Annotated in this window: 16 protein-coding genes and 2 pseudogenes; 5 read left to right on the top strand and 13 right to left on the bottom strand. The window is 46.6% G+C overall.

Annotated features, from left to right (window positions below):
* Positions 1–59: 59 nt before the first annotated feature.
* From glcT to G7035_RS15045, 7 genes are all read right to left on the bottom strand, one after another.
* The gene (glcT, locus tag G7035_RS15075; protein WP_019688297.1) at positions 60–935 is read right to left on the bottom strand and encodes a glucose PTS transporter transcription antiterminator GlcT; all 876 of its coding nucleotides are present in this window, start codon (positions 933–935) and stop codon (positions 60–62) included.
* 192 nt (positions 936–1,127) lie between these two features.
* Positions 1,128–2,663, bottom strand: coding sequence for a flotillin lipid rafts scaffold protein FloT (locus tag G7035_RS15070; protein WP_019688298.1), 1,536 nt, complete (start codon positions 2,661–2,663; stop codon positions 1,128–1,130).
* Between the two features lie 48 nt (positions 2,664–2,711).
* Complete coding sequence (locus tag G7035_RS15065; RefSeq protein ID WP_013372583.1) at positions 2,712–3,230, bottom strand: NfeD family membrane protein; 519 nt, start codon at positions 3,228–3,230, stop codon at positions 2,712–2,714.
* 173 nt (positions 3,231–3,403) lie between these two features.
* Positions 3,404–4,567, bottom strand: a complete 1,164-nt coding sequence (locus G7035_RS15060) for an iron-containing alcohol dehydrogenase (RefSeq protein WP_019688299.1) — start codon at positions 4,565–4,567, stop codon at positions 3,404–3,406.
* 185 nt (positions 4,568–4,752) lie between these two features.
* Complete coding sequence (locus G7035_RS15055) at positions 4,753–6,396, bottom strand: UDP-glucose--hexose-1-phosphate uridylyltransferase (RefSeq protein WP_019688300.1); 1,644 nt, start codon at positions 6,394–6,396, stop codon at positions 4,753–4,755.
* Positions 6,397–6,413: 17 nt separating this feature from the next.
* Complete coding sequence (galE, locus tag G7035_RS15050; RefSeq protein WP_016819067.1) at positions 6,414–7,403, bottom strand: UDP-glucose 4-epimerase GalE; 990 nt, start codon at positions 7,401–7,403, stop codon at positions 6,414–6,416.
* A gap of 1 nt (position 7,404) precedes the next feature.
* Positions 7,405–8,583: a galactokinase gene (locus G7035_RS15045; RefSeq protein ID WP_029515173.1), complete on the bottom strand. Its 1,179-nt coding sequence runs from the start codon at positions 8,581–8,583 to the stop codon at positions 7,405–7,407.
* A gap of 220 nt (positions 8,584–8,803) precedes the next feature.
* Between G7035_RS15045 and G7035_RS15040 the strand changes: the two genes are divergently transcribed.
* Positions 8,804–9,670 (top strand): AraC family transcriptional regulator, encoded by an 867-nt coding sequence (locus G7035_RS15040; RefSeq protein ID WP_019688302.1) that lies wholly within the window; start codon positions 8,804–8,806, stop codon positions 9,668–9,670.
* Positions 9,671–9,807: 137 nt separating this feature from the next.
* On the opposite strand, the gene mgrA is transcribed toward G7035_RS15040, so the two are convergent.
* The 4 genes and pseudogenes from mgrA to G7035_RS15020 form a co-directional block, all read right to left on the bottom strand.
* Entirely contained in the window at positions 9,808–10,827 is a 1,020-nt protein-coding gene (gene mgrA, locus G7035_RS15035; protein WP_019688303.1) for an L-glyceraldehyde 3-phosphate reductase, read from the bottom strand.
* A gap of 84 nt (positions 10,828–10,911) precedes the next feature.
* Positions 10,912–11,652: an NAD-dependent protein deacylase gene (locus G7035_RS15030; protein WP_016819071.1), complete on the bottom strand. Its 741-nt coding sequence runs from the start codon at positions 11,650–11,652 to the stop codon at positions 10,912–10,914.
* A complete protein-coding gene (locus G7035_RS15025) occupies positions 11,649–12,419 on the bottom strand; it encodes an HAD family hydrolase (RefSeq protein ID WP_019688304.1) in 771 nt (256 codons plus the stop codon). The genes G7035_RS15030 and G7035_RS15025 overlap by 4 nt, the downstream gene beginning before the upstream one ends.
* Positions 12,420–12,433: 14 nt before the next feature.
* Positions 12,434–13,053, bottom strand: a pseudogene (locus G7035_RS15020) (alpha/beta fold hydrolase).
* Positions 13,054–13,553: 500 nt separating this feature from the next.
* Between G7035_RS15020 and G7035_RS15015 the strand changes: the two are divergent.
* From G7035_RS15015 to ilvD, 3 genes are all read left to right on the top strand, one after another.
* A complete protein-coding gene (locus G7035_RS15015) occupies positions 13,554–14,588 on the top strand; it encodes an acyltransferase family protein (protein ID WP_019688306.1) in 1,035 nt (344 codons plus the stop codon).
* Between the two features lie 174 nt (positions 14,589–14,762).
* Positions 14,763–15,011 (top strand): KGG domain-containing protein, encoded by a 249-nt coding sequence (locus G7035_RS15010; protein WP_013372595.1) that lies wholly within the window; start codon positions 14,763–14,765, stop codon positions 15,009–15,011.
* Positions 15,012–15,352: 341 nt separating this feature from the next.
* Positions 15,353–17,041, top strand: coding sequence for a dihydroxy-acid dehydratase (ilvD, locus tag G7035_RS15005; RefSeq protein WP_016819075.1), 1,689 nt, complete (start codon positions 15,353–15,355; stop codon positions 17,039–17,041).
* A gap of 84 nt (positions 17,042–17,125) precedes the next feature.
* Here ilvD and G7035_RS15000 read toward each other — a convergent pair whose 3' ends face one another.
* Positions 17,126–18,574 carry a polysaccharide deacetylase family protein gene (locus G7035_RS15000; protein WP_019688307.1) on the bottom strand — a complete coding sequence of 483 codons (1,449 nt, stop codon included), beginning with the start codon at positions 18,572–18,574 and terminating at the stop codon, positions 17,126–17,128.
* A 178-nt stretch (positions 18,575–18,752) separates the two neighbouring features.
* Between G7035_RS15000 and G7035_RS14995 the strand changes: the two genes are divergently transcribed.
* Complete coding sequence (locus G7035_RS14995) at positions 18,753–19,907, top strand: AI-2E family transporter (RefSeq protein WP_016819077.1); 1,155 nt, start codon at positions 18,753–18,755, stop codon at positions 19,905–19,907.
* On the opposite strand, the pseudogene G7035_RS14990 reads toward G7035_RS14995, so the two are convergent.
* Positions 19,895–21,669: pseudogene (locus tag G7035_RS14990) on the bottom strand (peptidoglycan D,D-transpeptidase FtsI family protein). The gene G7035_RS14995 and the pseudogene G7035_RS14990 sit on opposite strands and share 13 nt — an antisense overlap.
* Positions 21,670–21,671: the final 2 nt, after the last annotated feature.

The raw sequence follows: 21,671 nt of genomic DNA, 5'->3' as shown, positions 1-21,671 counted from the left end.
TTGTCTTCCTCATTGCAAAATTGATTATAGCACCACGCTAAATGCGAGGCAATACTTTTTTACTCGGGTTTTATCACAGTTTGTTGCTCTCCCTGCTCCTTGCGTTGGGACAAACGCTGCAGATGCATCGTTAAATAGCTAACTTCAGCTGGATACACCGGTTTACGTAGCCTTTTCTCCATAATCTTCGTAAGTTTCCAGGCCAGCATATACATTTCTGGATATTCTTCATTCAAAAGCTTGTCCAATCGGTAAATCTCCTGCACAATTTCTCCTCGTCGTACACGTTCAATCGCAAACCTCAGATGAGTCAGCAGTCGAGAATAATCAAGGGATTGGAGAGGAATTCGATAATCCAGTGTCGTCTCGACAACCTGAACCATGTCAGCAATCAGACGAGAATCCTTCCTAACCTCGGAGATATGTTGGTTCGTCATAGCACTATAAATATGCAGAGCTACGAATCCGATTTCATCTTCTCCCAGATCCACGTCCATCTTGTCCTTGATCAAAGCAACAGCCTGCTCAGCCATCTTGTATTCCTGAGGATATATTTCCCTAGTTTCATACAAGAATGGATTATGAATCGTAATCCCCTGTTTTTGACGGTTGATGGAGAAGGCAATATGGTCAGTTAAAGCTATCAGTATGTGCTCATTTAGAGGCTTCTTTGCTTGAAGCTGAACAAGATGAAGCACCTCACCGATGACCTCAATGAGCTTTTCATCCAGCTCAGGAAGCAATCGTTTGTATTGCTCCTGCTCTTCATGGCTTTTTAATATAAATAATTTTTCAACTGAATCCAACGAGATAAGATCGCCAGCTCTGCGATTGAAACCGATTCCTTTTCCAATCACAACAACCTCATCATGCTCGGGATGCATCCCTATAATCACATTGTTATTCAGCGCTTTGGCCACTTTTAGGCTGCTCACATCCGCACCTCTTTTATCAGAACCTTGATCCTAAGAATTATAGCATGAAGCTCAGAGGAATCCACGTTAAAGTACCAAATATTCCGCTAAAGGTCAATAAAAAGAAAACGCTTTTCATCACAATTTCCAGGAAATGCTGTGATGAAAAGCGTTCTTTTGAAGGCTGAGAATCTACTCCCCAAAGGCTTAGCGTTATTCTTTATCCGTTAGTGCCACCTCAACCGAGGCTGGATTGTGTAGCTTGTTCGCATCATCGGAGGAAGGTACGGAATGAATGCCTTTTTTTCCAGTGGTTAGTCCCTTGATCAACTGCTCTACATCAATACCGGATACACTCTTAAGCATCTCAGGAGCCGTCGCCATCAGTTCGGTGATATAATTGCTGACACGCGTTGCCCCTTCCCCTTTACCCGTATCCACAACAGTCAGTTTATCAATGGATGCAATCGGTTCGGCAATGCGTCCGGCCAAATCCGGCAGCATTTTCACGATAATATCGAGCACGGCGGCCTCTCCAAACTTCTGGAACGCCTCCGCCAGTTTTTCCTTGGCCTCAGCTTCCGCGAGACCACGCAAACGGATGACATCTGCATCGGCTGTACCTTTGGCCCGTTCTGCATCCGCTTCTGCTTGCCCGTTTAGACGTTTTTGTTCAGCTGACGCTTTAGCCTGTGTTTCAATCGAGTATTGCAGCGATTCCGCCTCACGCATTTTACGCGATTTGTCAGCTTCCGCCGCTTGTTCTACTGCGTACCGATCGGCTTCCGCCTTCTTTTTCACTTCCGCATCATATTGCTTTTCACGTACCTGTATTTCCTTGGCTTGAATATCAATCTCCCGTTCCTTACGTACCAACTCGACTTTCATCTGTTCTTCGACGGCAGTCTGCTTGGCACGGGCCTCCTGAATGTGATAAGCCTGATCGGCTTCTGCTCTGGCAGTATCCTGTTCTTTCTTAAACGAAGCCACCTTCAGTTCCTTCTCCTTGGCTGCCTCGGCAATATTCGTATCCCGCAACAGCTCGGCCTTCTGTCCTTCCTGTTCTGCTTGTGCCTTCTGAATTCGGGCATCCCGCACTGCCTCGGCTTCTGCAATCTCTGCATCCCTTTTCACAGCAGCAATTCTCGGCTTACCAAGCGCATCCAGATACCCATGTTTATCACGCACGTCTTTGATGGTGAATGAAACGATCTGCAAGCCCATCTTTTTCAGATCGCGCGCAGCCACGCCCTGTACTTCCTGCGCAAACCGATCCCGATTACGATATACTTCCTCTACCGTCATGGAGCCGAGGATTGCCCGCAAATGTCCCTCCAGCACTTCTTGAGCCTCTCCTCTAAGCGCTTCCAGCGGCTTTCCGATGAACTGCTCGGCTGCTGTGGCTACATCCTCAATGGAACTGCCAACCTTGATGATCGCCACACCATCCGCAATCACGGGTACTCCTTGCTCTGTATATACTTCCGGTGTAGTTACGTCCAATTTGTGAGACAACAGAGAGATAAATTCGGACTGCTGGAAAATAGGCCAAATGAAAGCGCCCCCACCACGTACAATTTTAATCTTGCGACCAGAATCATCCTCGGAAATATTTTTATTTCCCAGAAAAGAACCTGTCACAATCATTCCTTCATCCGGTCCTACCGTTTTGTAACGGGCCCAAAAAGCAATCCCTAATATGACAATAACAATGACAACAATTCCAGGGATCAACACAATATCTTGCAAACTTGACACTCCCGATCACGCTCCCTTCAAGTTAAGCGAATGCGCCGTCTATGTGTCCAGGTACGCTACGCGGACGACGCCCTCTGCGACCTCAACCACGACAATACGGGTTCCCGCAGCAAGCGGTTTGTGATCAAAGCTAGATGCTGTATGTATGGTGTTGCCTGCACCCAAGCGGATCATAACTTCCCCGTAACCAACCTCAGGTACAGGAATGGTGACCTCACCGATTCTGCCAGTTAGTTCACGCATTGAGAAGCCACTGGATACCTCTGAATTCGCCATAGGCTTGATAAACGCAAAAAACACTAGCACTCCAATAACAAGTGCAATCCCTAAAGCAAGCACAACGACCCAGCCCATGGTCAGCCCAGTATACTTTGTCAGTAGTACTCCAGCCCCGCCAAAAGCAGTCATAGCCCCAAGTAGAACGACAGGTCTGAACCAATCAAGGCCCGGCAGTTCTAACGCCCCATCCAGCCAGCTACCGAGTACATCCCCGATCAACACGCTAACCACGGTAAAGATTGCCCCTCCTGCCAATAACCACCAAAATAAGGTTTCCATGCGACTCCTCCTTCCATGCACCTTTTCAGTCTGGTTTCCAGTCTATAACTATGTTTACGTATTCAACCTTAAAAAGTTTCAAAATTTACCTCCTATATTCCAAATTAAACCCAAAAAAGCACGTTCGTACGTCTAATGACGCACAAACGTGCCTATTATGCTCCAACCGCTGTTTACAGGGATGCTTTGTAAATTTCGACTACATCTTCGCGATTGAGCTTGTTAAAGCCACCGAAAGGTCCGAATTTCACAGCTTTATCAGCCATTACATCAATTTGGGACGCATCAATATCGTAATCAGCCAGACGGCTTGGTGCACCAATCGAGCTCCAGAAATCACGCAACGCTTGAATACCCTCCAACGCTACTTCTTCATCACTCTTACCTTCTGGGTTTACATGGAACACATTCACAGCCAGCTGTTTGAAGCGTTCAGGCTTCACATGCAGGTTATGTTTCATCCAGTTCGGGAACAGAATAGCCAGTCCTCCACCATGCGGAATATCATAAACAGCAGACACAGCATGCTCAATATTATGCGTAGCCCAGTCACCTGTCAGCCCCATGTTCAGGAAGCCGTTCAGTGCCATCGTACCACAATACATAATGGTTTCACGCAGCTCGTAGTTTTCCAGATTGTTAACCAGTCCCGGCGCCGCATCTATGACCGTACGCAAAATCGTTTCACACCAGCCCAATTGAACCGGAGTATTGGATTCCAAATGGAAATAATGCTCGAGCGTATGTGACATCATATCCACAATTCCGTAAACCGTTTGATTTTGTGGCAGAGAGTATGTGTTCACCGGATCAAGAATGGAAAACGCAGGAAACGCATGTACGCTACCCCAGCCCAATTTTTCCTGAGTTTTTTCGTTTGTAATAACAGAACCTGCGTTCATTTCAGAGCCGGTTGCAGCCATGGTCAGAACCGTACCTAATGGCAAGGCTGCTTTGGGAGCCGCTTTACGCTCTGCAAAATCCCACATGTCCCCATCATATTTTGCACCGACAGCAATAGCTTTGGAGCAATCCAGTACACTACCACCGCCCACAGCCAGTACAAGGTCGATTTGATTTGTTTTACACAATTCAACACCCTTATGTACCGTAGACAAGCGAGGATTTGGTTCTACACCCGCCAGTTCTGTTACCTCTGCACCAATTTCACCAAGCAATTTTATTACATTATCGTACAAACCGCTGCGCTTAATGCTGCCGCCGCCATATACAAGCAGTACACGTTTTCCATATTTAGGAACTTCACGCTTGAGAGCCTCCAATTGTCCTTTACCGAAGATCAATTGTGTAGGATTATAAAATTCGAATGCTTTCATCGCAAACGTTCGCCTCCAATATTTCTAAAGTTTAATGTTAAGAAACTACTCTATTATAACCTTTATGGTTACAGGAAACAAATTGCTTTGTTTTCAGAAAAAAAACCATACTCCTTAAGGAGTATGGTTACATTTCACATCTTGGGAGGGTTCTCGTATTGTATTATGTGGCAACATAAGCAACTTTATTCTCCCAAGGTATAGCCCAATTGTTTCATAAAACGGCCAAACGCTTGCTGACCGGATGGATTCCGTTTATACACTCCTGCGTGCTCTAAAATTTCACTGAATTTCAGTCCAACCTCATTTTGTACGGTACGAACAGCCGTCTCCTTATCAGACAGGCGACCGAACCGGGTATTCAACTGGTAAATCCAGTCTGCATGTTTAAACAGTGGATGTCCTTCTTGCTGCATAGCCACGGCCAATTCGTCGTCCCCACACAAGATATCAGCAATTCCATCCAGCTCATCCTTGAGTCGACCTGGTAAGATGGCAAGCCCCATCACCTCGATCAGACCGATATTTTCCTTTTTGATATGATGCATCTCGCGATGGGGATGGAAAATACCTTCCGGGTATTCTTCACTCGTTCGATTGTTGCGAAGTACGAGATCCATCTGATATCTTCCTTCAGAGTCCCGGCGCACAATCGGCGTTACTGTATTATGCGGAATCGTTTCCCCCTCCAGCTCGGTATGAGAGAGAACGTCTACCGATGGATCACTATAACCCTTCCAGGCTTCAAAAGCAGCATTCCCCGCCTCCAACAGTGCGTCGGGATCTGTTGACGTAAAACGAATGACCGACATCGGCCAGTTTACAATACCTGCCGTAACCTGCGGAAACTCTTCATTATGGTATACGCCGTCCACACCCGCTTTTTCAATTGGGAATGTATGACGACCACCCTGAAAATGATCATGAGTTAGGATCGACCCTCCGACAATAGGCAGATCCGCATTAGAGCCAATGAAATAATGCGGAAACGCTTTCGTAAAGGCAAGCAACCGCCGCAGCGTATCCTTTGTAAGCTTCATGGGTACATGATCATGATGGAACACAATGCAATGCTCGTTGTAATACACATAAGGTGAATATTGAAAAAACCACGGTTCCCTATTCAATTCGACCGGAATAATACGCAAATTTTGGCGGGACGGATGGTTTACCCTCCCGGCATATCCAACGTTTTCACGGCACAATTGACATTTGGGGTAAACAGGCGGCGGTAAAAGCTTCGCCATTGCAATTTCCTTAGGACTTTTTTCTGGCTTGGACAAATTAATCGTAATTTCCATATCTCCGTAAGGCGTTGACTGATTCCAGTACACATTGCTGGCTACCCGATCCATTCGAATGTAGTTCGAATCGATGGATAATTGATAAAAAGCATCTGTAGCCGCTTCTATACCACGTTCAGCCTCCGTTTGATGAAAGTCACGGATGACTTCAGACGGTCTCGCCATTAGCTGACCCATGATTTTGGAATCCAGCAAATCACGATACGTATCCGTGTTTTCAGGGATAAGCCCTATGGCAAAACCATAATCTATCAATACATTAAGCACAGGCTGGAGAGCTTCGGGGGCAATAATGCCCCCTGCTTCCCCACCGGAATAAGGCTCCGAAAACCCGAACTGCTCTAATAGCAGATTACGACTGTAATCTGTATCTTGCAGACCGATCAAGCCCTTTTTTTGCGCGAATGCAACCAGTTGTTCCACCGCATATAGAGCCGATTGCTGTACAGTTTCGTCGATGTCATGGGCCAAGTGCCGGGAAAGTTCCCGGTCTTGGTCTTTATCTACGGATTGGCGCTCGCTCATATGTCATCGTCTCCCGTCTATTCGTCGCCGTAGCCTTGAGGGTGTGACTGATGCCATCCCCATGCTCCGCTAATAATATCCTCCAGTTGGGTACGTTTTGGGCTCCAGCCCAGCACCGAACGGGCCTTGTCAGAAGAGGCAACCAATATTGCTGGATCGCCTGCACGGCGGGGTTCTGTAACAACTGGAATGTCGAGCCCAGTGACCTTGCGTGCCGTTTCAATAACTTCCTTTACAGAGAAGCCCTGCCCGTTGCCCAGATTAAATATGTTGCTGTCATTACCTTCACGCAAGTAATTCACTGCGCGCACATGAGCATCCGCCAAATCACTTACATGAATGTAATCACGGACACACGTTCCGTCCGGTGTCGCATAATCCTCACCAAATACAGCGATATGTGGACGCTGTTTTAACGCTGTCTGGAGCACCAATGGGATCAGATGGCTTTCTGGACGGTGATCTTCACCGATCTTGCCACTCTCATGCGCACCAGCCGCATTAAAATACCGTAAAGACACGTATTTGATGCCTAATACTTTATCAAACCAGGACATCATGCGCTCCATCATCAGCTTTGTTTCACCATACACGTTAGTTGGCTCAGTACGGTCACCTTCTTCAATCGGCACCTTTTCCGGTTCACCATAGGTAGCGGCAGTTGAGGAAAATACGATCTTGCTTACGCCGGCATCTTTCATCGCCTCCAGTAAGCTCAACGTACCAAATACATTGTTGTCATAATACTTCCCAGGATTTTGCATGCTTTCCCCAACCAGCGAGTTGGCTGCAAAATGAATAACAGCGTCGATTTTATTTTCAGAGAACAGTTTGGACAGAAGTTCTTTATCTCTCAAATCACCTTCATACAACTTGCCTCCAAGTAATGCTCCTTTGTGTCCGGTTTGCAAGTTATCCAGCACAACAACTTCTTCTCCCAGATCCAACAGTTCTGCTACGGTATGCGAACCGATATATCCAGCTCCACCTGTGACTAAAATGGCCATGTTATTCGTCCTCCTTCAGTTCTTTAACTCCGTCTCCTGCCTTGCATACATAAAAGCTGGCTTCCAGCCCTGTACGGGTCTGATAAGCTTCGCCGACTTCCTTCACAAAACGTTCCACATCGTCCTCATGAACCAATGAAACCGTACAACCTCCAAACCCAGCCCCTGTCATGCGAGCACCCAGCGTGCCAGGAATGCGTCGTGCTTCTTCCACCATAACATCCAGCTCGGTGCAGCTGACCTCATACAGGTCACGTAATGAATCGTGAGAAGCGTTCATTAACTGACCGAAAGCTGCAAGTTCATTCGCCGCGAGAGCTTCGACAGAGGCCAGCACACGAGCGTTTTCCTCCACCACATGCTGTGCCCGGCGGCGAACTGTTTCATCTGCAATATGATGCTGGAGCTCTCCAAACCGAGCCTCATCCAGCTGTGCAAGGTATTCCAATGACGACTCCTGCTGCTGCAGAATGGACAGCGCTTCGGCACACTGACTGCGACGCTCGTTATAGGCTGAATCTACCAAACCGCGGCGCTTATTTGTATTGCCGATCACAAGCTTATAAGCTCCCGTGCGGAATGGCACTTTACGGTACTCCAGCGTATCGCACATCAGCAGAATTGCATGATCAGCCGCTCCGTTCGCTACAGCGAACTGGTCCATAATGCCGCAATTGACACCCACGTAATTGTTTTCTGCACGCTGGGATAACAAAGCAATTTCGACTGTGTCGGTTTTCTGCTTCTCGGTAGTCAGGAAAGCGTAGCCGGTCACGACCTCAATCGAGGCTGAGGAGGATAATCCAGCTCCGTTCGGTATTTCTCCATGATAGAGCAGATCGTATCCGCTAGAAGGATACACTCCCTTTTGAGCCAACTCCACCAGCACACCCACCGGATAATCCACCCACTCATCCGTTTTGCTTTTACCTATCTCTCCGCGGGGGATAGGCACTTCGTACGACAGGTTTGTCGAAGCAAAATGAATTTGGTCATCATTGCGCGCACGAAGGATCAGCGTCGTACCAAATTCCAGCGCAGCCGGGAGTACATAACCACCATTATAGTCGATATGCTCTCCAATCAGATTGACGCGCCCAGGTGCATGAAATATCAGCAGTTCATTGCTGCTTTCACCATATTTTTCAATAAAATGTTTCTTTAATTCAGTAGAGTTCATATCCGCATCCACCTCATTTACCGTTAGTAAAAGTCTCCCTGATTTCCCTGTAATATCTTAATCAGGTTGACATCTCTTATGATTTCAGTATAAATGAAAGCGTCACACAATGTAATGCATCCATGTGTTTAAGCTATGGATAAATGTGACTTGGACATGTACAATGTAAGTATACCGCATCCGCTAAACTATTCACAAATGCAGGAAGGATGACTCTATTTTGCAAGCGCATTCATATAGTTATGCTGTCGCCTCTAATCCGGTGTTTTATGAAAATAGCCCGCTGCATGTGCTTTTTGCAGGAGAGAGCCAGACCAAATCCGGTCATGCTGTGGGGCCGAAAATCTATGATTACTATCTGCTCCACTTTGTAGAGTCGGGCAAAGGCATCTTTCGAACAGAACAGCACACATATCAGCTTAAAAAAAACGATTTTTTCCTTATTCATCCCGGTCAGCTGGTGAGCTATACCTCTGATGAAGAGGAACCGTGGCGCTATCGTTGGTCTGCCTTTACCGGACACCATACGGAGCAGGTGGTGCAAGAGGCAGGACTGCGTGTTCATCAGCCTGTTTTCCATGCTGCTGATCAAAGTCCTATTCCCGGTTATCTGGAACAAATGCAATTGGCCTTTTACAGCAGAAAATCTAGCTCTCATCTCTCAGCCTTGGGCTACTTGTACCTAATTATGGGGGAAGCAAGTAATTACCTGAGTGACTGGACTGATCCGTCTGGGGCGGATTCGCAAATTCGACGAACAGTCAAACAAATGGTTCAATATATGTCCACTCAGTACGCACATCCCGTATCCATTGAGCAAATGTCTGAAGGGCTTGGTTATAACCGTGCATACTTATCACGAATATTCAAAAAGGAAACGGGCGTCTCCCCCGTCACCTATCTGCTTAAGCTACGGATCGACAAATCACGTCAACTGCTACGTGAACGTCCTGAGCTGTCGGTCGAGCAAGTGGCTGCATCTGTAGGTTTAACCGATGCTTTATACTTCTCACGTCAATTCAAACGTTTCTGTGGTCAGTCTCCAACCGAGTACCGGAGCAAGGTTAAGCAGTATCCTCAGTTGTAAAGTAAGCTTTAGCAGGTTTCCCTAGCTCCCTGCCAATAACAAACAGCCCGCATCCTTCAAGCGAATGCGGGCTGTTAAGTATATATCGTATAAGAGAATGTGAAATTAGGTTAATGACTCCGAAATGCCTTTTGTCATTAGGCTGTGCCGCCGTCTTGTCCGTTCCCGGCATTTAGAATCGAATCAATCCGGTCCAGCTCTTCCTGTGAAAACTCCAGATTGGATAAGGCCTCAACATTTTCTTCGATTTGGCTTACACGGCTAGCCCCAATCAGGACAGAGGTCAGACGTTCACCGCGTAGAGCCCATGCCAGTGAGAATTGAGCCAAACTTTGTCCACGTGCAGCAGCCATCTGGTTCAAGGCGCGCACCTTGCGAAGAGTTTCAGGCGTCACATGGTTCTCATTCAGGAAAACCGATGTGCTTGCTGCACGTGAATCCTCGGGAATTCCGTTCAAATATTTATTGGTCAGCAGTCCCTGAGCCAGTGGACAAAAGGCAATGCTGCCTATCCCGTTTTCGTCCAGTACATCTTGTAATCCATTTTCAATCCAGCGGTCAAGCAGAGAGTATCTCGGCTGATGGATCAACATCGGTGTGCCAAGCTCCTTCAAAATACGAGCTGCTTCTGCCGTTTGCTCTGCACTATAATTAGACACACCCACATACAGCGCTTTACCGGAACGTACGATATGATCCAGTGCTCCCATCGTTTCTTCCAGCGGCGTATTCGGATCGAAGCGGTGAGAGTAGAATATATCGACATAGTCCAGCCCCATTCGCTTCAGACTCTGATCCAGACTGGATATCATATACTTGCGAGATCCCCAGTCACCATATGAACCTTCCCACATATGGTAGCCTGCTTTGGTGGAGATAACCAATTCATCCCGGTACGGCTTCATATCACTGGCTAACACTTGTCCGAAAAATTCCTCAGCTGAACCCGCAGGAGGACCATAGTTATTAGCTAAATCAAAATGCGTAATGCCCAGATCAAAGGAGCGAGTAATCATGCTGCGACCATTCTCCGCGTTGTTAATCCCGCCAAAATTGTGCCACAAGCCCAGCGAAATAGCGGGCAGTTTAAGACCTGATCTCCCTGTACGGTTATATTTCATACTTTCATAACGATCTTCGCCAGCTAAATAAACCATGCTATCACAGCCTCTCTCGAAACATTGTTATGTCCATCACAACATCATCATAGCGCTTTTATCCGGGCGTTGACAAGAAAACGATTACAACCCCAATTGATGAGCAAGTTTTTCCATAACCTTACCGATCGGTTCAGTGATCAAAAGATCCGCCTTGTGATCATATGAGGTGGGGTCTGTATTCAGCAGCACTGTATGTTTTCCGCGAAAATAAGTAATCAAGCCTGCCGCAGGATGGACTGTTAGTGACGTTCCTCCAATTAACAGCAGATCTGCTTGAGAAATGGCCTGAATGGATTGCATAAGGGTATCTTGATTCAACTCTTCCTCATATAAAACGACATCCGGTTTAATCATTCCTCCATCTAACGGACATTTAGGTACAATCTCGGAACTGTTCATCACTTCATTTAGACCGTAAAAGCGGCCGCATTCCATACAGTAGTTGCGATGTATCGAGCCGTGAAGCTCCATTACATTCATACTCCCTGCAGCCTGGTGTAATCCGTCAATATTTTGCGTCACAACCGCTTTAAGACGGCCTTGCTTTTCCAAAGACGCGAGGAAATGATGACAGCCGTTCGGCTTCGCATCGGGATGCAGCATTTTGCTGCGATAGAAACCGAAGAATACTTCAGGATGCTTCACAAAAAAAGAGCGGCTAAGCATAACCTCGGGAGAATAAGGTAATTTTTCCTCGCTCTGATACAAGCCTGCTGCTGAACGAAAATCTGGAATACCACTTTCCGTCGATGTCCCTGCTCCGCCGAAAAAAACAATATTCTGCGATTGCTGTATCCAATCCGCCAACGTATTAACTTTCATGCTCTACGCACCTCCAGCTCTTTATATCTACGAACCACCTTATCCGCATCCAGCAAATGACCGGAACGCTCCGGTTCCGGCGCAAATCCAATGGCTAGCCGTACTCCGGCACGCTTGCCCATCTGCATATCCCCATTACTGTCTCCGATCATTACCACGTCCGCTGGCGACAGTCCTAGTAACGCGCAAGCTGTTTCAGCCATTTCCGGGTCAGGCTTGCCGTATGTAACCCTATCATGTCCGATGATCTCGTCAAAATAGGATGTCAGTCCCATCCACTCCAGATGCTCTTGTGCAGCCTCTGTACTGTCAGAGGTCACAACCGCCAGCTTCAATCCGGCACGGCGACTCTGCTCCAATAAGGTCCGCAACCCCGGAAACACCTTCGCTGCCCGATGTCGGCGGACGTCAGCCATCGCTGTTTTATTAAATTCGCGGACAAGCCGCACAGCTTCATTCCACGGAACACCGGCAGTATAAAGCTGCCAAGCCAGCACACCTGTACTTTCATCCACCGTCCCCATTGCCAGCGGACCAGAAGGATCGTAACCGATCACACGTCCCTCCTGATCGTGAACAGTGCCTAGAATGTTGCCTTTCTCCATCGTAAAACCGGCTCCCGCCACGACAAGATGCTGCTCCATCATATCCAGTATAGAACGAGCCCAAGGGCCCCACAACTGAATAAAATCCAGTAGTGTGCCATCTTTATCGAATAAGATGCCACGGCATGAGTATCGCTTCCCCTGCACGATCAGCTCAGACATGCATCACACCTCCTTTACGGGTTCTTAGGAGCTGAATCTACACTCTCTTTCATCCAGTCCTGTAAAGCCGTTACCGTCTGATTCCATTGCTCAACGGCGCTAATTTTCGCAGGGTTATCCCCTTTCTGGGCACCGTAACTGCCAAATTGGGCATGGTTCCCCCTTCGACTGTAAAATACAGCGTGTTGGCAGGTAAATAAGTTCTCCCACTTTGGACATTTTTCATCTGGATGACTCCATCATCACTTCCTAGTAGAGAAATCACTGGCAGATTTTTATCCTTTAAATTACCCTTGTTATCCGGGTAGGAAGCAAGGAAAAATACACCTTTAACCTGATCAGGATGTGCAGCTGCATATCGGGCCGCCATCACACCACCTAACGAATGTCCGCCAATAACAAAGACTTCCTTCGGGTACGCCTTTAGCACTTCATTCGCCAAATCCGGTGAGATCAATGCAAGGTTCAGTGGCATTTTTACAATGATCACATGGTGACCCTTTTCTGCCAGACGGCGTGCCAAGGGCGCATAGCTTTCGGGTTTAACCAACGCTCCTGGGTACAAAATGACTCCTGATCCACTTCCTTCGGTAGGCTCAAAACTTAACCAATGCTCTTGCTCATCTACTTTCACAGTATCTGCTATTTCGGCTAATGCAGCAGCAGCCGTCTCGTCAGGCTGATAAGGCGTAAATACCTTCCATGCTCCCCAACCCGCAATTAGCACAATGACAATTAGGATGCCTAAAAGAATTTTCCATATTTTCCGAGATCCGCGTGTTCCATAGGAGTTGTATGATCTTCTTGTTCTTCTTCTCATCGTATAAGTTCCTTTCGCCTTTCGTACCTCGTGATTCGTAACTTGAATCTAAATGGTGTCGCTGTATTTGTTAGCATAACTATAACCTTGTTAGGGTAACATCGTTGCCTGTACAGGGTCAAATTAGCACACGTTTCCAGACATAAGCCCATCTTTATTCCGTGTTCAAGCTTTCGCCACATAAAAAGGACATGATAACGCTTACTATTGTGAATAAAATCACAATGTTACAATCCAGAGTATCGTACCTTGTTCCATGTAAAGAATTATTTTTTAAATAGTTTAGTCGGCAGAAGCCGTTCGGAGGGAAACACATGACGACAAGCCATGATGTACAAGGGGAAAGCTTTTTTCTCAATTTGCGATTTCTGTTGATTATATGCGTATTTGCAGGAAACGCCCTGGAGCCATTAGTCGGTTCACTTCATCTTGCCCAACAATGGTTCAGCTGGATATTCATGTTTCATATGCCGTTGTTTGTTCTCGTTACAGGCTACTTTGCCAAAACCACTTTGACGGGTCTCGCAGGACAAAAGGTTCTGCTTCAGATCGGTATGCAATATCTAATTTTCCAATCCCTTTATTCAATTTTGGATGTCGTAATCTTTCACGTTCCCCATATCCATCATTCTTTTTTTGCTCCTTATCTGCTGCTTTGGTTCCTTGCCAGCCACATCTGCTGGAGACTGCTGATGCTATCTTTTCAGAAAATACCACCAGTCTTCCAACTGGGTATATCCGTGCTGCTGGGTATCCTTGTCGGATATCTCCCTGTAGACGGTATATGGCTAAGCGTATGCAGAACCTTTGTTTATTTGCCTTACTTTGTAGCAGGTTATCATTTGCATTATGCGGACGTTCGACGCTTCTTCACAACACCTATCCGTATCATCGCCGGTATTGTATCTCTTTTTCTTATGGTACTGGCGGGAACGTCGTATTTTGGCATCCCGGCAGGCTGGCTATATGGCAACATGACTTATGGTGAACTGGGCCATACCGAATGGTACGCAGGGATTTACCGTATCGGCATTTATGGAGTTCAATGGATAGCATCTATGGCGTTTCTAAGCTTTGTTCCAGCCGTCACAGGACGTATAACCGAGATGGGACGACGTACATTATATGTCTTTTTGTTGCATGGCTTAATCGTCCGTTCCGTTGTTGCAAAGGGGGTCTACGAGTATATAGATACTCCTGTGGAAGTCATGTTGATTCTAGTGTGCGCCACAGGTCTGTGCTGTCTGTTGACCATGCCTTGGGTTCGAACTGCAACACGGCCTCTGATTGAGCCACAGGTAGAGTGGATGTTGAAGCCCGCTCCTTATCTTTTTAGACGGTCTGCGTAACTTTTTATCCATTGATATGTCACAATCAGCACGCGACAACCCACTTACAGACGAGAATGGAAGTGGGTCTCCCCCTCTTTACTTCGCGCATAGTGCCTGTTTCATACAGGCAAGATGTGGTAAGTAAATGATACGCGCAACAAAAAACAACTTTTTAATAAGGAGTGATTTGTAATGGCACGTAATCAAAATCAGGGTAAAATGAGTCGCGAAGAAGCAGGCCGTATGGGTGGGGAAGCTACCTCCAAGAAGCACAATAAGGAATTTTATCAGGAGATTGGCAAGAAAGGCGGACAAGCAACCGCAAACTCACATGATAAAGAGTTTTATCAGGAAATCGGCAAAAAGGGCGGCGATGCTACAGCTGAGTCGCATGACAAAAATTTCTACAGAGACATCGGTCGTAAAGGTGGCAGAAATTAAAATATAGTTTTATATTCCACCCCCCTTTAACATAAAAACAAGCCTGAGCCCTTCCGTTTATTACGGAATGGGCTTTTCCTATTTATCCGATAGGCTAATATATCAGGATATCAGAGTTTTGAAGAATCCAATTCAAATCCTTACAGATGCAATATATAGATAAATAAAACTGTTCCTATCTATATATTGTTGCTTACAGAACACTTCTATACTTTTTTCAAAATCCTCATATATGTAGAAATATGCGCACAACTATGATAGACTCTTTAGAAAACATCTGCGCTATTACGGCGTTCATTGAACGCCATACCATTTTTATACTTTGGGGGGAAACCAGCATCATGACAGCTAAGACGAAAATGCGTTCCGATATGATTAAAAAAGGCTTTGACCGCGCTCCTCACCGCAGCTTGCTGCGCGCAGCGGGCGTCAAAGAAGAAGATTTTGACAAACCGTTTATTGCGGTATGCAACTCGTATATTGACATCGTACCGGGCCACGTCCATTTGCAGGAATTTGGCAAAATTGTCAAGCAGGCCATTCGTGAAGCAGGCGGTGTACCTTTCGAATTTAACACTATTGGTGTAGATGACGGCATTGCCATGGGACACATCGGTATGCGTTATTCTCTGCCAAGTCGTGAAATTATTGCAGACTCTTTGGAAACTGTCGTTTCCGCTCACTGGTTTGACGGCATGGTATGTATTCCTAACTGCGATAAAATTACCCCTGGTATGATGATGGGGGCATTGCGTGTTAACATTCCGACTATTTTCGTCAGCGGCGGTCCTATGAAAGCTGGTAAAGATAAGAACGGACGCTCTATTTCCCTGACTTCCGTCTTCGAAGGTGTAGGTGCATTCCAGGCTGGCAAAATCGATGATCAAAGTTTGCTTGAGCTAGAACAATACGGCTGTCCAACTTGCGGCTCCTGTTCAGGAATGTTCACAGCGAATTCTATGAACTGTCTCGCAGAAGCGATGGGACTGGCTATGCCAGGTAATGGCACCATCCTCGCCGTAGCAGAAGAACGCAAAGAATTCGTCAAACAATCTGCGCGCCAATTGATGGAATTGATTAAGCTCGATCTCAAACCACGTGATATCGTGACTAAAGAAGCCATTGATAATGCATTTGCACTGGATATGGCAATGGGTGGTTCTACGAATACCGTATTGCATACATTGGCACTTGCCCATGAAGCTGAGGTTGACTACCCTATCGAACGCATCAATGAAGTCGCGAACCGTGTACCTCATTTGTCCAAATTGGCACCTGCTTCCGACTATCACATTGAGGATGTTCATAATGCAGGTGGCGTAAGCGCAGTGCTGAATGAGCTATTGAAGAAACCGGGCGCATTGCATGGTGACTGTATTACTGTAACTGGGAAAACCCTTCGTGAAAACGTAGAGGGTCAGGAAATTTTGGACACTAACGTCATCCACAAATTGGACAACCCTTATTCCGAGCGCGGCGGTCTAGCTGTATTATTCGGCAATTTGGCACCACAAGGCTCCATTATTAAAGTCGGTGCGGTTGATCCTTCTGTTGGCGGTTATCACAAAGGCCCTGCCATCTGCTTTGATTCACAGGAAGATGCACTGGCTGGCATCGCTAACGGTAAAATTGCCGAAGGACATGTTGTTGTTATTCGTTATGAAGGTCCTAAGGGCGGACCTGGTATGCCTGAAATGCTCGCTCCGACTTCACAAATCGTGGGCATGGGGCTTGGTGCCAAGGTTGGTCTGATTACAGACGGACGATTCTCAGGTGCTTCCCGTGGTATCTCCATCGGTCATATTTCCCCCGAAGCAGCAGAAGGCGGACCTATCGCTTTTGTTGAGGACGGCGATATCATTGAGCTAGACCTGAACAATCGTAAGATTGAGCTTCACATTACGGACGAAGAATTCGACCGTCGTCGTGCCAATTGGAAAGGCTTCGAGCCGAAAGTAAAGACAGGCTACCTGGCCCGTTATTCCAAGCTGGTGACGAACGCAAGTAACGGCGGAATTATGAAAATCTAAGTGCTTTGCCAATATAGATTATTATATGAATTACTAAAAAGCCACTCGACCCCTACAAAGGATTGAGTGGCTTTTTTTATTAGATCAACTGCTTGATTCTGTATCCGCTGTTTGTGAAGCCCTGATCGAAGCATACATAGGGTCACCTTCTTCTATCATTTCACTGTTGAGTGTATGAACAACATCCCTTTGATCAGTTGGATCAAAAGCCTGGTCTGCCCGGTGCGAATCTCCCGGTTGGAAACGATCAAACAAGGTATCAATGGGCATCACGATTAGTTTCGGTATCATGACCTCTTTTTTTTCATTCAATTGTTCTGAACCCGAAGGATGGATAATACGAAATAACAGCTTTAAATATACAGTAGATACATGCTTAAACAGTCCTTGGGGAAGCTCTCGAACTTGAAAGCCTAATTTTTCAGGTCCTCGATGAATCATACTTACTGCATAGATCGCCTTTACACCCTTCATACCAGAATCATGTACAACCCGTTGAGTAAGATCAGGCAGTTGCCTTTTCACAACTCGAATCAATTGAATCGCTAGATGTACCAAGGACTTTGCCGACGATCCCAATTGAAACAACATTTTATTGTCAAAATGAAGCTCAATTATAGGATCCCCTTTTTCCAGCAACCTACCATTCTCCATGTTAATATTGGGTCCATGATAGATACGGCGACGATAATAAAAGATCGTGTTATCCTTGCTAACAGGACGAAGGCGGAACAAGGCGTGAAAAAGGCGCTCGTATTGTAGCCATCCGAATACCATCGTTCTTTTCATCCAATCTGTACTGGACAAGCAGGAGACAGTGGAATGATAGCCAGATTGACGGCAAAACAATGTATCCACGCGGACGCTGCGTAATTGCCGTTCCTGGGCGACCCTCAATAGCTTCTCTAGCGCAATGAGCATATTCTGTGGCGCTTCTGCGTCTGCCCCCAATGTCGTACCACAGTCATGGAGCAGCATCACCTCGCCACCCCTCAGCTTTTTGAGCATTCTTTCTGCTAATTGTTTCGCTCCAATGCTGGCCTTCCAGTCACCAAACATAGAGGACCATAATACGATTCGACGACCATTGTTTTTGGAAATATCAAAAAAGTTCACAATCCCCCAAGGTGGACGATAAAAGGTCGTTCCTTCGCCAGTTACTCGACGAATGACTGACTCTGTCTGGGCAATTTGTCTTCTAACAGTAACAGGCCGCATAAGCCAATTCGATTTGTGCACATAATTGTGAATACCGATCAGATGACCTTCATCATGCATGCGCTTCAGAAGCTCAGGGTGTTTTTCGGCATTCAACCCTACAACAAAAAAAGTAGCCTTGGCATCAAAACGCTTGAGTAAATCGAGCAACTGTGGTGTATAGACTGGATCAGGACCATCATCAAAGGTTAGCGCATATTCTTGGTCACTTTTGCCACGTCTAAACACCCGGAAACCAAATATACGACTCACCAGCGCCGGAATAAAAGCATAAAAAGTTGAAATGTAAAACATCCATAACAGCAAAGTCTGCACGTTTTATCCCCACTTTTCTATTCTGAACTTCCAAGCAGGCCTCCTGAAGAAAACTCACTTACTTATATGTTATCACAATGATGTAAGCATGCCGAGATTTTGCCATTGCTACTGGTCAGCATTGAGATTCAATTTAGTGTACAATAAATAAAAATCTTAAAGGAGTCGTTGTATACATATGCTTCCATTGTACAAAAAATATTGGCGTACTGTTTTTGATATCGGTCTGATCGTATTAACCGTGTATTTAATTATGTTCGTATCCAGCAAACTGTACCAGCTAGCCGCACCTGTGTTCCTTTCATTCGTCGTGTTTTGGTGCATTGAACCTGCTGCCCGTTATTTTCATCGCAAAGGCATGAAAAAGCCTTTTGCCTCCGCACTCTCCGTATTGCTGTTTATCATCTTATTAATGGCTATTTTTTTCGGATTGGGCCTGATCCTGGTTACTCAATTTACAAAAGTCGCGCAAAACCTCCCACATTATACCCAGATTATCCAAACGGAATTCACGCGGATTCTTCATCTTTCTCAAGATAAAATTGCCGCCTTGCCTCCGGGTGTTACCGAACGTGTAAATGATTATTTTGCGACTGCTACCACCATTGCTACGAAATGGGCACAGCTAGGGTTATCTTTTTTCATTCAATTTCTCAGCTCTTTCACTGTTTTTATGGGCAACTTTGCGGTTGCCATCATTTTAGCGTTCTTTTTGAGTATGGAAATTAATCTCTGGAAAGGAATTGCCCGCAGTAAAACACCGAAGACACTAAAAACGGCGTACCTTTTTCTAAAAAATCATGTACTTAAAGCCATTTCCGCCTTTCTCAAGGCTCAAGCCTTACTGGTAGGAATTACCTTTGTGCTCGTATTTATAGGTTTACTCATTTTGCAAGTAGATAATGCCCTATCGTTGGCGCTCGTAGCAGCTTTGTTTGATATTCTGCCGTTGTTGGGTGTGCCTGTTATCTTTATTCCGTGGGCAGTGTATTTGTTCATCACGGGGAATACCGGCTTGGCCGTAGGCTTGCTTATTGTCATGGCTGTCACCGTGATTGTGCGCCAGTTGGCGGAGCCCAAAATTACTGGTAATTCCATCGGCGTCTCATCTGCCTATCTAATGCTTTCCTTTGCCATTATATCGTTATCCATCTTCGGATTGGCCGGATTAATCCTATCCCCCATTCTGATCATTTTGCTCAAGGAATTGTGGCAGCAAGGTTATTTGCAGCAATGGATTCGGTTTCCGACTGAGGAATTTGACGAACCTCCTTTTATCGTCAAAATTCAGGAGGAAGAGCGTGAAGCTACTCGCAGGACTCAAGAGGATTGAGCTAGCAGATCCATGACTTGGCCGAACAGTGCTGTGGCCTGATTTGCAGCATGCGTTGAAGCATTTTGCACAAGAACGGCAACCGCATAACGTGGCCGCTCTATCGGACCGTAACCAATAAACCACTGGTGATTTATGGGGCGACCGTTTTTTAAAGCTTGGGCCGTACCCGATTTACCGGCCAGCTTCCAGATTTTGTTACGCAAGGAGGCACCTGTACCGTGTGTCACAACTTGTTCCATTGCTTCACGAAGCGTATGAGCTGTGGATGTGCGAATCGAGCGGCTGCCTTGGGGTAAAGGAGCAGCGTGAGCAGGTAGCTCCAGCAAGGTGCTTCCGTCTGCGTAGCTGACGCGTTTTACGATGCGCGGTGCATGTACTTGACCATCGTGCAGCAAGGTGACGATGAGGTTAGCTGCTTGGAGAGGCGTCACCAGCACATCACGCTGGCCGATAGCTGTCTGCACACGTACGCCTGGATCAGATGCATTCGTATGGGAGCCGAATACGGCTCCCTTTTCTTCGTGATCCAGCGGTCTGAATTGAGCTAGCCCTGCCAGATCCCGGTCCTGCCAGCCCACGGTTCGACTCAATCCTAGTGCAGAGGCTGCGGCCTGAATTTGCTCAGCGTTAAGCCGTTCGCCGAGATGGGCGAACACACTATTACAGGATACGGCAAGCCCTTCCTCCAGGTTCAGGGTTCCGTGTCCTTCTTTTTTCCAGCATGACAAGCCGTACTTGCCATAGGCTCCATGACAATGAAATTGCTCCTGCGGTTGAACCACACCTGATTCAAGTGCAGCCGCAGCCGTAACCAACTTAAAAATTGAACCAGGCGTTACTGCTTTGAGAGCACGATTAGACCAGTCTGTTTTCTGCTGCGGATCAACATGAGCGGGATTATAAAAAGGACGAGACACCATCGCCATAACATCCGCGTTACCTGCATCAAGCACAACGACTGCTCCTTCTGCCAAGTGGTTAGATTCTGTCAGCTTCTCAATCTGTTCCTGCAACGGGAGATCAATTGTAGTCTGCACCTGTAATGGATAGTGACTATTGGATGGAGCACTGACACGAAGCGGGGCATGAGTCAATGGACGACGTTGAGCATCTACAAACCGAGAGACGAATGTCTCACCAACGCCGCTTAGCAGCGGCTCTAGCGTTCTTTCCAGGCCAGCTGCCCCCATCGGCAGTTCACTTGCTCGTTCACCACGTTCATACATAAAACCAAGCCATTGTCTGCCATTGGGCAAGTCCCTATAACGTTGCGCATACGGTACAAGCTCTATGAGCGAAGGGGCTAACTTCAGAAGTCTGCCCGCTTCATTCGGATGGATTTGTACAGGCTCTCCACGTCCATCCCTCCATATGAGCGGAGATTGCAGTCCCTTCCATTGCGTCAACAGTTGCCCTTTACTCGTATGCAATAACTTGGCCAGTTCCTGTCCATGCGAAGCTGCTCGGCCATCTACATCGGGAAAAAGCACTGGCGTCCATACGACTCCTCCAGTCAAGGGCTGCCCGTGTCGGTCCGTAAACTGTCCACGCCCAGTATCAATAGCGATTCCTTCCTGTCGCTGACGTACAGACATTTCTTTAAGCGAATGCCCCCATACAATGACAAATGAATGCCTGCTGTTCCCTGAATCCAAGCCAGTCGGAAACATAAAATCAGTAGCGATACCATGATCCCCAGGGCTATATATGCAATTCGACGTTGACGAATGAAACTGCTATGACGCCTAGACACATTCATCC

It is taken from the genome of Paenibacillus polymyxa, assembly GCF_015710975.1.
Lineage (GTDB): Bacteria > Bacillota > Bacilli > Paenibacillales > Paenibacillaceae > Paenibacillus > Paenibacillus polymyxa.
Note: the sequence above shows the minus strand (reverse complement) of the source record. Positions and strands in the feature narration are given on the sequence as shown.

Bases quoted from the DNA above. Each gene is read 5' to 3' on its own strand.
- G7035_RS15065 (WP_013372583.1), bottom strand. From the start codon at position 3,230: ATGGAAACCTTATTTTGGTGGTTATTGGCAGGAGGGGCAATCTTTACC.
- G7035_RS15060 (WP_019688299.1), bottom strand. From the start codon at position 4,567: ATGAAAGCATTCGAATTTTATAATCCTACACAATTGATCTTCGGTAAA.
- G7035_RS15055 (WP_019688300.1), bottom strand. From the start codon at position 6,396: ATGAGCGAGCGCCAATCCGTAGATAAAGACCAAGACCGGGAACTTTCC.
- galE (WP_016819067.1), bottom strand. From the start codon at position 7,403: ATGGCCATTTTAGTCACAGGTGGAGCTGGATATATCGGTTCGCATACC.
- G7035_RS15045 (WP_029515173.1), bottom strand. From the start codon at position 8,583: ATGAACTCTACTGAATTAAAGAAACATTTTATTGAAAAATATGGTGAA.
- mgrA (WP_019688303.1), bottom strand. From the start codon at position 10,827: ATGGTTTATTTAGCTGGCGAAGATCGTTATGAAAGTATGAAATATAAC.
- G7035_RS15030 (WP_016819071.1), bottom strand. From the start codon at position 11,652: ATGAAAGTTAATACGTTGGCGGATTGGATACAGCAATCGCAGAATATT.
- G7035_RS15025 (WP_019688304.1), bottom strand. From the start codon at position 12,419: ATGTCTGAGCTGATCGTGCAGGGGAAGCGATACTCATGCCGTGGCATC.
- G7035_RS15015 (WP_019688306.1), top strand. From the start codon at position 13,554: ATGACGACAAGCCATGATGTACAAGGGGAAAGCTTTTTTCTCAATTTG.
- G7035_RS15010 (WP_013372595.1), top strand. From the start codon at position 14,763: ATGGCACGTAATCAAAATCAGGGTAAAATGAGTCGCGAAGAAGCAGGC.
- ilvD (WP_016819075.1), top strand. From the start codon at position 15,353: ATGACAGCTAAGACGAAAATGCGTTCCGATATGATTAAAAAAGGCTTT.
- G7035_RS14995 (WP_016819077.1), top strand. From the start codon at position 18,753: ATGCTTCCATTGTACAAAAAATATTGGCGTACTGTTTTTGATATCGGT.